We start from the raw sequence: 11,235 nt of genomic DNA, 5'->3' as shown, positions 1-11,235 counted from the left end.
TCTAGTCGCGTCGCCAGTGGGTGACCTCGACGTTCTCCAACGGCACGCCGATGTCCTGGTACACCTTGCGGTGCATGCGCCCGAACCAGGCGTCGCGGCGCTCCTCGTAGAACTCCTGGTCGTACCAGGCGACCCCGAGCAGGACGGTGCCGCCGCCGTGCTCGTTGGCCGGGTCGGGCTCGAACCAGGTGGTCTGCCAGTCCCACAGCATCATCTCGTCGGGCCGGGACCGCAGCCGCTCGTCGGACTGGCGGATGGCCTCGACGCACGCCTTCACGGTCGCCTCGTCGGGGCAGTAGTAGCGGCAGTCCGACCAGGCGACGAGGGTCTTGGTGCCGCGGCGGGCCGGGTCGTCGTCCTCGCCGATCAGGACCCGAGTGCGGGTCACCGCCTCGGCGGGCGCCTCGTACATCGTCTTGGTGGTGGTCATGCCCGTTCTCCTTTCGGGTGTGGGGGTGGGCACGTTCAGACGGGGCTATGCGCCACGCACGGGGAGCAGGCGGGGCGGCTGCCCGTGGTAGACGATCACGCCGCCGGGTGCGACGTAGCAGACGTTCAGCCCGACACGGGCCATACGGGTGGTGTTGGGCGCGGATCGGTGCACCAGGCGCACGTCCATCACCACCGCGTGTCCGGCGGGCAGCGGCACCGGCTGGAACGCGGTGTCCGGCGGCGGGTCGGCCAGGGTGAGGGGTGCGCCGCGCCCGTCCTCGTCGGCGCCGCGCACGTGCCGCCGGTACCCGCCGCGGTGGGACCCGGGGACGACCTGGACGCAGCCGTTGGCCGGGGTGGCGTCGGTGACCGCGAACCACACCGACACGGCCCGGTCCGGGTCCAGGTGCCAGCCGCCGTTGAGACCGTCCTGGTGAGGGGGGACGGCGAACCGGCCGGGCCGCTTGACCAGCAGCAGGGTCGGTTCGGCAACCGCCACCCGCGGCCCGAGCAACGAGCACACCACGTTCAACACATGCGGGTTGGCGACCGCCCGCCGGGCCCACTCCTGGCGGTGGTGCGGCGAACACACGACGTCCCCGACACCCGCGGCCACGGCGCCGCCCCCGCTGGCGAGGAGGTGGCTGGTGATGGCCGCGGCGTGGCCCGGGCCCGTCCACTTAATGCCGGTCCGGAAACCCGAGCCCGGAAGAAGGCGGGCCACAGGCCCGCCGGGTTTGCACAAAGCGTCCGTGGTGCCCATCGTGCCGTCCCTTCGACTGGCCGGCTTCTGTTACGTCCACGGTCCGCCCCGGGCGCAGACAGGCTCAATGTCACCGTCCGGTCAGGACATTGCCGCCCCGCATTACCGGATGCGGCAATGTTGCAGCCGGGGCGACCGGGTTACTCTCGGACTGCGCACGCCCGCCGACGCGGAGGGCCACGCATGACCACGAAGATCAGTCGGCGGCGGCGCGCGGAACTCGCCCGCGCCGCCCACCAGATCCGCGCTCGCGGGCAGCGCGCTGGATGGCCGGTCGCGCGGATCGCCGCGGTGATCCAAACCGAGTTACCCGAGGTGCTTCCGCTGGAGGCATGGCGGTGGGCCTACGGCTGGTCGCGCGCCCAAACCGTGAGGATGGTGGCGGGCTACTACCAGACGCACCAGCTCGGCACGGCACGGCTGAACGAGTCGATGCTGTGCCGGTGGGAGCACGGGGACACCCGGCCCGGCCCCGACTACGCCGCCGCGCTGTGCGGCGTGTACGGGACCGACCCGGCGCAACTCGGCCTGTGGCCGACGTGGCGTGCTGCCCCGCACCAGCCGGGTCGGTACGGTGCGTGGGGGACGATCCCAGCACCGAAAGACGGGTACGGGTATCCGATGCACAGCCTCGCCGCACTCCGCGAATCCGTCGAACTGACCATGGAGGTCGAAGGCCCCGCAGGCGGACCGCAGACCATCGAAGCCGTCCAAGCCGCCGTCACCTACTACGACCTGCACTATTCCAAGTGGGCCCCCAACGTGCTGGCCGCAGAGGTGCACCGGACCCGCGCACTCGTCGGGAACATGCTCCGCCACGACCCGCCCACCGAGCAGCGCACCGACCTGCGCCGCCTCGCCGGATGGCTGTCGGCGATCGCCGGCAACCTGGCGTTCCACTTGGCCGACACCGACGCGGCCGCTGTGCACCTGGCCACGGCGGAACGCCTCGGCGCCGCAGCCGGGGACACCTGGCTGCAATGCTGGGCACTGGGTGCCCGCTCCATGGTCGCCCACCACCACGACCGGCACGCCGAAGCGATCGAACTGGCCCAGCGGGCACACCAACTCGCCAACACGCCCCTGCGGCGCGCCCAGATGCTCGCCTGGGGGCAGCTGCGCCCCACGGCCGCCCTGGGCCTGCGTGACGAGGTGACGCGCATCGCAGCCGCCGCGCGGGACGCCATGGCCGCCGACCCGAACGGCGACCAACCCGGCCGCACCGGCTTCGACCTTGCCGAACTGCAACTTCACCTTGCCGAGGCCAGCCTCACCGTCGGCGACCACGCCGCGGCACGCCGCTACGCCGACACATCAACGCGCAGCGTGCCGCGCGGCCGGCCCGGGTGGGCGGCAGCCACCCTCGTGCTCGCCCGTGCGGAGGCCGCACGCGGCCGCTTTGACGACGCCGCCGCGCTCGCCACGGAGGTGCTCGACGAGATCCCCGCGGCATCCCTGCGGTCCACCACCAGAACCCGCCTCACCCTGCTGGACGCCGACATCGCCACACGCGCACCCTCACGTGTCGTACGGGACCTGCATGAACGGGTGGCTTCGCTACCTGAGTTGACGCCGCTGAGCGGGCCCAGCGACGAACCAAACGGCACTGAGACATAGCGGCCCCGGTGCCTGCCATCGCGTGCAGACTGCTCGACATCGAACGCAACAGAATGCGCGAACCCTGACATCCCATCCCTGAAGGGGGATCTCGTGGCCTGTGCCCCCGCCGCGGCATCTGCGAGCCCGGCCCGCCACACCCGTCGGATCGGCTGGGGCGACCTGCCCCAACCCGTGCGGGAGGCGTTCGTCCGCGCGATGGGAGCCGACGTCGCCCGCGAGGACCGGCAAACAGGCGGCTGGTCCCCTGGCATGGCATCCCGCCTGACCCTGCACGACGGCCGCCGAATCTTCCTCAAAGCCATCTGCGCCGAGCGTGACCCGCACGCACCGGACCTGTACCGGCGCGAGGCCACCACCACCGCCGCGCTGCCCGACGCGGCGCCCGCCCCGCGCTTGCGCTGGACCTACGACGCCGAGGGGTGGGTCGCGCTCGCCCTCGACGACATCGACGGGCGCATGCCCGCCCAACCCTGGCGCCGCGACGACCTCGACCTCGTCGTCCAAGCTCTGGCAGTGATGGCCGACGCCCTCACGCCCGCGCCGGACGGCGCCCTCCCGATCGGCGTCGACCTGGCCGACAACTTCTCCTCCTGGCGGCGCCTCGCCGGAGACCGCACCGGCGGCACTCCCCAAGCCGTCGACAGGCTCCCCGCCTGGGCCCGCGACAACCTGGACCAGCTCGCCGCGCTCGAAGCGGACTGGGCCGCCGCGGCGGCCGGGAACACGCTCAGCCACACCGACCTGCGGGCCGACAACATCCTGATCACCGCCGGCGGCGTCAAGGTCGTGGACTGGGCGTACGCGGTGGCCAGCGCCCCATGGACCGACCTGCTGCTGATGCTGCCGTCCGTGGCCGCCTCCAGCGGCATCGACCCCGAACCGATCTGGCACGCCTTCCCCCGCTCCCGCGACGTGCCCGATGATCAGGCCAACGCGGTGCTCGCCGCCCTCGCCGGCGACTTCCTCACCCAGTCTCTGCTCCCGGCCCCGCCCAACATCCCGGGATTGCGGCAGCACCAGCGGGCCAAGGGCGAAGCCGCACTCCGCTGGCTCCGCACCAGACTCACAACCACACATCCCTGAGCGGCGCCCGGTCACAGGGAGTCGTGGGCGGCCTCCAGAACAACATCCGCCAACCGCTCGGCCGCGTCCGGGCGGCCGTGGTCACGTGCCCGCGCGGCCATCGCCGCCCGCCGCCCCGGATCGGTCAGCAGCGGCGTCACAGCCGCCTGCACATCCGCCGCTGACACCTCGCCCAGCAACGCCACCGCAGCGCCCGCGTCCGCCAGGTGCCGGGCGTTGTGAGCCTGCTCGTTCCCGGCCGACGACGCCAGCGGGATCAGCACCGCGGCCTTGCCCAGTGCGGTCAGCTCGGCGATCGTCCCGGCCCCGGACCGGGAGATCACCACGTCCGCCAACGCCAGCACGTCCGGCAGCTCGCCGCCCATGTACCCGGTCAGGAAGTACCGGCCCGCCGCCTCCACCGGCAGCCGCGCCGTCTGCCGCCGCAACAGCTCCAGGTTGCCGGGCCCGCACTGGTGCACCACGTTGGCCTGCTGCAGCAGCCACGGCAGGATCTCCACCACGAGGCTGTTGATCTGCTGCGACCCCTGCGCACCCCCGGTGACGTACACGGTCGGCCGGCGCGGGTCGAACCCGCGCAAGCCCAGCGCCTCGACGGCCCTGCAAGGGTCGCCCGCCAACAGGTTCGGCCGCACCGGGTTACCCGTCACCACCGCTGTCGCCCGTGACGCAGGCGGCAACAGCTCCAGCGTGGACGGCGACGACACCGCGACCCTGGCCGCCACCCTGGCCAGCGTCCTGTTCGCCAGCCCTAGCCGGACCGTCTGCTCGTGCACCACCAGCGGCCGCCGGCACATCCAGGCCGCAAGTCCCACGGGGACGGCGACGTACCCACCGGTGGCCAGCACAACGTCCGGCCTGTGCGCGGCGATGATCGAACGGGCCTGCGCGACCCCCAACGGCACACGCCCCATGTCCCGCATGTTCGCGGGTGACACCATGCGCAACGGGTTGGCGGCCCGGCGGATCTTCCCGGTCGCCACGGCAGCGAACCTGATCCCCTCCGATTCGGCAACCCGCTCCTCCAGGCCGTCGGCGGCGCCGACCCACAGAACGTCCAGCATCCCGGCGCCCACCCGGGCCTGCACGGTTCTCACCGTGGTCAACGCCGGATAGGTGTGGCCGCCGGTGCCGCCGCCGGTGACGACCAACCGCAGCCCGCGCCCCGACACCTGCGGGGACACAGAGCTAGCCGTATTCAAAGGGCACTCCAGACATTCGACGGTGACGAAACAGTCACCGTTTGTGGCTGGCGCCTACAGTAACCAGCCAGCCCCGGGTGGTGGGCCCGTTCACCGCGGCCGCCCCGCCCACCTGCCTCGGCGGCATCGAGCGTTACGAGCACGCCGAGTGTGGTGTGCGCAGGGGCGGCCTCTGCGGGCACCCCTGGTGCTGCCGACGCTGGCCGTCGGCGACCGCCGTTTCGGCCCGGGACCAGCCACGGGGAAACGGTCACCGGTCCGCTCGGCGCCATCTAGCGTCGCTGATCGGCAGACCACTCGTCGGCGAGGATCGAGTGCACCACCGAGTCACGCCACCGGTCGCGGACGCGGATGTGCCCGCGGATCCGGCCTTCCTCCACCATCCCCAGGCGTGTCATCACCCGGGCCGACGCCAGGTTCTCCGGGCTGCGTGCACCCCACAGCCGGTACAGCCCGAGTTCCTCGAACCCCAGGCGCAGCAGCAGCCGCACGGTGGCGGTGCCGAGCCCGCGGCCCCAGTGCGAGGCGCGTAGTGCGAACCCGAGCTGTGCACTGGACTGGCCGGGATGCTGCGTGTCGACAGCGAGGCGGGCGAACCCTATGACCTCGCTGTCGTTCTCGACTGCGAGCGAGTACTCCGTGCGGGGTTCGGCTCGTGCCGCCGCCGTCACAGAGTTGATGGTTGCTGTGACCTGGTCCCGGTTCCGCGGTTCGAACGACAGATGCTCGGTGACCTTCGGGTCGCCGTACACCGCGAGCACGGCGTCGACGTCGTCAGCGGTGAACTCGCGCAGTGTGACGCCACGCTCGGCGTCCGTGATCAAAACCGGGAACATAGTTTGACGCTAACGCCCCGGCGGCCAGGCCGCAGGGGACAGGGTCGCGCCGCGAATGCCTCGATCCGCGTCCCGAGGGTCGCGGAAGTTCACCACGTCCCTCGTGACGCGACGCGGGGTGCGGGAGCGCAGCATCCAGCCCCAGGCAGCGCGCATGACGACCATCATGACCGATCCGTGAGTCCTGCTTAGGTTCTGAGATGACCAGTCATCGGCTGACCAGTTGTCCAGCACATCGAAGCCAGGGAAGGCGGAAATCACCTTGAGCCAAGCGGAAGGTCCAAAATCAGTACATCGAAGATCGGTGCATCCGGCCAACCCGGCCGCAACTGGGCGACACGTTTCCACCCCCAACTCACATACGCACGGTAGGCGCGCGTGTTGTCAGGCTCCACCAGCAGAGTGGCCCGCGTTTCTGGCCGGCGCCTCAGCAGCTCATCGTGCAGAGCGTGAGCGATACCCTGACCGGTCCATTCACGGCGCACCATGATCTCCGACAGGGCAAATGTCCGCTTTCCATCCTCCCGAGTGAATCCTTCCTCGGGTTCGTCCTGCAAGGAGGACCACCAGGCGCTGTCCGGTCCGAGCGGCCACCCCCACGTTTGCCCCACCGGTTCTCCGTCACTGGTGTAGGCGACGACGAGGTCGAATCCGTTCGAGCGGCTGGTGTAGGCGTCGAAGCGGTGCATGAACTGCTCGACCGAGTCGAATGGGTCCCCTGATGCGATCGCCTCAGTGTAGGAGTCGCGGTAGATCCGTTCGACGACGTCGCGGATCCGTCGGGCCAGCTCGGCATTGAAGCGGCGGAAGGTCAGCTCCACTTGATCACCCATGGTCGGTACGCTACTTGACGGTCAGGGTGGTGGCCACCGCGTCGAACCGCTGCTCGAACTCCTCGTCGCCAACATGCTGCCGCACTGGCCGCAATGCGTTCAGAGCCCGTGCTGATGTCACAGGCCCCTCCAGTGCCGCCAACGCGCGTCTGCCGATCTCGACCGCCCCAGTGGCGTCGCCATGCTGAAGCCGGATCGCGGCATACAACGCCTCGTAGAACGTGCGGTTGCGCGGCGCCAAGTTCGGGTCCTCTGCGACCTGCTCATAAAGCTTCACCGCTGTAGAGATGTCTTGGAGGTCCGCAGCTACGCGCGCCTCGTGTCCGGTGATCTCGGTTTCGGTGACGAACTCAAACCATGGCCGGTCGGTGGGGTGGGGGCCGCGGTCCAGTTCCCGGCGTGCCTCCGTGATCGATGCCCTCGCAGCCGCGCCGTCGCCAAGCAATGCGTACGCCGTCGCCTTGCGCATGTGGATCAAAGCGTGGAGCTTCGGGGACGGTTCGTGCTTGGCGATGTGCTCAGCGCGTTCGAGAAAGCGGAGTCCTTCTCGTGCCGGGCCGCGCTGCCCGCTCGCCCGGGCCAGGGAGATGGACTGCAGTGCCATGGTGACGCACACATGCGCGCTCAGCAGGTCGTCCTCGGCGCTGTCGGCAAGGAACACCGCCTCGTGCGCCAGACGCCGCGCCAAGGACAAGGCACTGGCGTCGTAGGCGATGAAGCTGCCGCACACGCCCAGGTTGGCTGCGACGTTCAGCAGCTCCCGCTCGATCGACTTGGGGTACTCGCTCTCGTCCAGCATGCCTTTGGCGTGGCCAAAGAGCAGCACGGCTTGTCGCAGGAGCGCACCACCACCGACGGTCCAGTCGCGAGCCCACAGCTCGGTAACGCACGCCTTGAGATAGGCGACGTGCGACGAGCCGACCTGTTGGGGGACTTGGGTCTGCCCGGGCAGCATGGCACCGGCCGTGACGGCCAGGAGACCGCCATTGAAGGTACGGCGTTCCAAAGTCGAGCCTTCCAGGGGAGTCGGAGTCTGCAGTTCTAGAGTGACGTTCGGCGTACCCAAGATCATCGGCAGGAGGGCTTCACGAGGCATTTGTACGGCATCAGCCCACGTCAGGAGCTCACGAATGTCGTACAGCGTTGAGCGCGCCCCAGCCTCAATGCGGGTTACTTTGGTCTTAGTCCAGCCGGGGACCAAAGACGCCATCTGCTCCTGCGTGAGCCCGGCAGCGGCCCGGAACACGGTCAAGACCGCCCCCAGATCAAGACGCGCCAGCGCCCGCCGCATCGGCTCAGAATCCCACAACCATGCAGGCGCCGATGCCGCCGGTGCACCGGCACGAGTGGCACGTAGACACGGGCCACAAACAAGGCCGTCATTGTAGCGCGACAACAAAGTTTTCCGACAAGCCGGACATAGACGGGCCTTGGGGGGCATAACACCTCCGGTGCAGCAGCGGCAGTCAGGTCAACGGCTTCTTGCAACCGTAGGCAGGTCCCTAGGTGGCCAGCTACCTGCTTTGATGCCAATGTGGCACCAGCCATCGACGTGCATGGTGCCACATTGGTGGTGGGCGTCCCCAGCTCCAACGGCTTGAGTGATCAGCGCAAGCCGCATCTGGAGGTCGACCACATGACCGGAACCCGCCGCAACAGCGCAATCGAGCGATTGTCCGTCCTGCGAGGAGCGCTCACCGATACAAATCTCCAGGTCATCTCTGATTTCGAGAGCGAGACGCCCCGCCTCACGGTGATCAACTGCGACCTCCAGAACGACGACGGCAGCCCTCTCCTGACGGAGATCATCACCGTGAGGCAAATCAATGATCGCCTGGTCTACTGCTGGACGCAGGGCGACCCGATCTGCGACGCCAGCGCCTCCGACAGGGCGTACGAGATGATTCGCAAGGCGCTCACGGTCGAAGACGCCCCGCCCGTCTGCCGATGAAGTGCCAAGCGGTGCTGCTGATGCACGACGTGACACACCTCGACGACGAGTCAGGTCAGATCACCCCCGCCGTTCCCGTCACCACAGGCGACAAGGACCGATTGGTGACGGCATGGCCGGAACGAACGTAGCCGGGCACCCCTAAGCCCACGCCCCCACACAAGAAACGACCCCGGGCCGCTGCGCCAACAGCGGTAAGCCCCGGGGCCTCGCCGGATGCTGGAGATCCGACTTCTTATGTCACATTATCCACCACCAGGCTGGCTCGACATCGCCCGAGCCCTCGCTGGCCCCTGCGAAGACGCCAGCCTGATCGTTTCCGCCTGGGGCCGCGACGCGGAGGCCCCGCTGGCCGCCGGCGTCCGCTGGGAGGCGGTCCGTGTCCCCGAACCGCTGGGGCGGGCGATCCTCTCCCGCGGGGCCGCCTTGGGCATGGGAGTCGAAAGCGGCTCCTGGCCCGTATGGTGCGCCCCGCACGCCAGACGCCTCTACTTCCTTGTGCCACCCGGCACCGGCCAGCGTTGGAGTGTCCCCAAGACCGTCTGCCTGCGCCATGGACAGCTGCAGGTCCCAGCCCCCGCTGGGGCCCTGTGGCCAGGGGAACACCCTGCCGCGGACTCCGACCCGCGGTGCACGATGCCGGTCCGGCACTGGGTCCAGGACCCCCACCTGGACGGTTCGGGAGAGATCGTCCTCGCCGATCCGCACCTGCTGGCAGGGGGGCTCGAAACCGCACTGGGCGCACTGGAGCACGCGGGGGCGGTGCGATGACCGGCCACCCCTCCCACAGCATGCCCCCCAACGTGGAGGATCTGCCCCCGTACGCCCAGCTGTACAGCCCGGAGTTCCACGCCGACCCGGAGGCCGCCTGGCAGCGGCTTCGCGAGGGCGGCCGGGTCGCGTGGGTGGCACTCCAGCCCGGCGTGCTCACGCTGCTGGTGCTGGATCACAATCTGATCGTGTCCTTCTCCCGGGACACCACGAGGTGGACCCGCAAAACCACTCGATGGAACGGGTGGGGCCTGGTCGACAACTCGGAGATCGCGGCGATGATCTCCGAATGGCGCAACATGCTGTTCGCCGAGGGCCCCGAACACGAGCGCCTGCGCGCTCCCGTGGTGGCGGCCCTCAAAGAGGTCGACATGGACCAGTTGCGGGTCCACGTCGAACAGGCCGCCATGGACTTGATCGGCCGGTTCGCCCCGTACGGCCGGGCCGACCTGGTCGCCGAGTTCGCGGTGCCGCTGCCGCTGATCGTCATGTCCAGGCTGTTCGGCCTGGACGAGATGGACCGGTTGCGGCTACCGGACATCATGAGGCGTATCTGGGACGCTGACGACGACGCCGGTCGGGCGGCTGACGACCTGGTGCGCCTCATGGACGCCACGGTGCGGCGGCACCAGCAGGGCCTCGGCCACGGCCCGCTCACCAAAGCCCTCGTCGAACGGCCCGGCGGGCTTTCCCACGACGAGCTCGCAGGCACGTTGGTGCTGATGGTCGGCGCAGGCAGCCAGCCCGCAGCCAACCTCATCGCCAACACGGTCGCGGAACTCCTCGCCGACCCGCAGCTTCACGCCGACGTGATGTCCGCGGCCGTGCCGGTCGCGGACGCGGTGCACCACACGCTGTGGGCGCGGCCGCCGATCACCCACTACCCGCCTCTGGTCGCCCGCTGCGACCTCACCGTCGACAGCGTCTTCGTTCCGCAGGGCACGCTGGCCCTGCTCGGCCTGGGCCCCGCCGGACACCAGATCCACCAAGCCCACGGCCGCCCACTCCACAGCAACCGCGGCTACGTCGCGTTCGGTGTCGGCCCGCACCAGTGCCCGGCCAGCCTGCACGCCCTGGTCATCGCGCAGACCGCGGTGACCACCCTGGTGCGCGAGCTGCCGGACCTGCGCCTGGCCGTCCAGCACGACAAACTCGCCTGGCGGCCGTCCCCGTTCGCCAGGGCACTGCACCGGCTCGACGTCAAGTTCACCCCCCGCCCGTTCCCCTCCCCGCGTCCGGAAGGCACCCGCCCCTCATGGCAGCATCCCCAGACCGTTGGCCACTCCCAGTCCGCTCCGACCTCGACGGCACCATCACCGCCGAACTCCTCAAGCGGGGGGAGGTGGTTCCTGTGGCCCTTCCGGGGGACGTCCCAGCGTGGGCGGTGACCAGCTACCGCTCTATTAAGGCGGTGCTGACCGACGTCACCGTCAGCAAGGACCCGAACCACTGGCACCTGTGGACGGACGGTCGCATCCCGCCCAACTGGGAGCTCATCTCCTGGGTCGCGGTGCGGAACATGTTCACCACCGACGGCCGCGAACACTTGCGGCTACGCCGCCCGGTCCAGGACGCGTTCCACCCGAAGCGGGTCGATGCGATGCGGCCCCGCATCACCCGCATCGTCAACGAACTGCTCGACCAGCTCGCCCTCGCCGCCGACGGTGGCGGCCCAGTCGACCTCAAGCGGCACTTCGCGCTCCAGGTGCCGCTGCGGGTGATCTGCGACCTGTTCGGGGTCCCC

The 11,235-nt window shown here is 69.8% G+C and carries 10 protein-coding genes and 1 pseudogene; 5 read left to right on the top strand and 6 right to left on the bottom strand.

Features of this window, described 5'->3' with window-relative positions:
- Position 1: 1 nt before the first annotated feature.
- Both AR3_RS27505 and AR3_RS27500 read right to left on the bottom strand, forming a co-directional pair.
- Complete coding sequence (locus tag AR3_RS27505; RefSeq protein ID WP_067918334.1) at positions 2–430, bottom strand: hypothetical protein; 429 nt, start codon at positions 428–430, stop codon at positions 2–4.
- Positions 431–475: 45 nt separating this feature from the next.
- A complete protein-coding gene (locus AR3_RS27500) occupies positions 476–1,048 on the bottom strand; it encodes a phytanoyl-CoA dioxygenase family protein (protein ID WP_169803903.1) in 573 nt (190 codons plus the stop codon).
- A gap of 330 nt (positions 1,049–1,378) precedes the next feature.
- Between AR3_RS27500 and AR3_RS31885 the strand changes: the two genes are divergently transcribed.
- Together AR3_RS31885 and AR3_RS27490 are read left to right on the top strand one after the other, a co-directional pair.
- The gene (locus AR3_RS31885; protein ID WP_217998793.1) at positions 1,379–2,812 is read left to right on the top strand and encodes an NsdA family TPR-like regulatory protein; all 1,434 of its coding nucleotides are present in this window, start codon (positions 1,379–1,381) and stop codon (positions 2,810–2,812) included.
- Positions 2,813–3,064: 252 nt separating this feature from the next.
- Entirely contained in the window at positions 3,065–3,898 is an 834-nt protein-coding gene (locus AR3_RS27490) for a phosphotransferase family protein (RefSeq protein WP_067918332.1), read from the top strand.
- Positions 3,899–3,909: 11 nt separating this feature from the next.
- On the opposite strand, the gene AR3_RS27485 is transcribed toward AR3_RS27490, so the two are convergent.
- The 4 genes from AR3_RS27485 to AR3_RS27470 all read right to left on the bottom strand — a co-directional run bounded on the left by AR3_RS27485 (position 3,910) and on the right by AR3_RS27470 (position 8,060).
- Entirely contained in the window at positions 3,910–5,100 is a 1,191-nt protein-coding gene (locus AR3_RS27485) for a UDP-N-acetylglucosamine--N-acetylmuramyl-(pentapeptide) pyrophosphoryl-undecaprenol N-acetylglucosamine transferase (RefSeq protein ID WP_083952138.1), read from the bottom strand.
- 272 nt (positions 5,101–5,372) lie between these two features.
- Positions 5,373–5,936, bottom strand: a complete 564-nt coding sequence (locus tag AR3_RS27480; protein WP_067918330.1) for a GNAT family N-acetyltransferase — start codon at positions 5,934–5,936, stop codon at positions 5,373–5,375.
- Positions 5,937–6,193: 257 nt separating this feature from the next.
- The gene (locus AR3_RS27475) at positions 6,194–6,769 is read right to left on the bottom strand and encodes a GNAT family N-acetyltransferase (RefSeq protein ID WP_067918327.1); all 576 of its coding nucleotides are present in this window, start codon (positions 6,767–6,769) and stop codon (positions 6,194–6,196) included.
- Between the two features lie 10 nt (positions 6,770–6,779).
- The gene (locus AR3_RS27470; protein WP_067918325.1) at positions 6,780–8,060 is read right to left on the bottom strand and encodes a helix-turn-helix domain-containing protein; all 1,281 of its coding nucleotides are present in this window, start codon (positions 8,058–8,060) and stop codon (positions 6,780–6,782) included.
- Between the two features lie 243 nt (positions 8,061–8,303).
- On the opposite strand from AR3_RS27470, the gene AR3_RS27465 reads away from it, so the two are divergent.
- The 3 genes and pseudogenes from AR3_RS27465 to AR3_RS27450 all read left to right on the top strand — a co-directional run.
- On the top strand, positions 8,304–8,720 hold the full coding sequence (locus tag AR3_RS27465) for a hypothetical protein (RefSeq protein WP_067918323.1): 417 nt from the start codon (positions 8,304–8,306) through the stop codon (positions 8,718–8,720).
- 803 nt (positions 8,721–9,523) lie between these two features.
- The gene (locus AR3_RS27455; RefSeq protein ID WP_157406802.1) at positions 9,524–10,879 is read left to right on the top strand and encodes a cytochrome P450 family protein; all 1,356 of its coding nucleotides are present in this window, start codon (positions 9,524–9,526) and stop codon (positions 10,877–10,879) included.
- Positions 10,843–11,235, top strand: a pseudogene (locus AR3_RS27450) (cytochrome P450); the annotation flags it as partial. The gene AR3_RS27455 and the pseudogene AR3_RS27450, both read left to right, overlap by 37 nt.

It is taken from the genome of Actinomadura rubrobrunea NBRC 15275 (assembly GCF_001552235.1).
Lineage (GTDB): Bacteria > Actinomycetota > Actinomycetes > Streptosporangiales > Streptosporangiaceae > Spirillospora > Spirillospora viridilutea.
The sequence above is the reverse complement of the archived record's forward strand: the minus strand, read 5'-3'. Positions and strand labels throughout refer to the sequence as shown.

Excerpts from the sequence above, each read along its gene's own strand:
- AR3_RS27505 (WP_067918334.1), bottom strand. The coding sequence starts at position 430 with ATGACCACCACCAAGACGATGTACGAGGCGCCCGCCGAGGCGGTGACC.
- AR3_RS31885 (WP_217998793.1), top strand. The coding sequence starts at position 1,379 with ATGACCACGAAGATCAGTCGGCGGCGGCGCGCGGAACTCGCCCGCGCC.
- AR3_RS27490 (WP_067918332.1), top strand. The coding sequence starts at position 3,065 with ATGGCATCCCGCCTGACCCTGCACGACGGCCGCCGAATCTTCCTCAAA.
- AR3_RS27480 (WP_067918330.1), bottom strand. The coding sequence starts at position 5,936 with ATGTTCCCGGTTTTGATCACGGACGCCGAGCGTGGCGTCACACTGCGC.
- AR3_RS27475 (WP_067918327.1), bottom strand. The coding sequence starts at position 6,769 with ATGGGTGATCAAGTGGAGCTGACCTTCCGCCGCTTCAATGCCGAGCTG.
- AR3_RS27470 (WP_067918325.1), bottom strand. The coding sequence starts at position 8,060 with ATGCGGCGGGCGCTGGCGCGTCTTGATCTGGGGGCGGTCTTGACCGTG.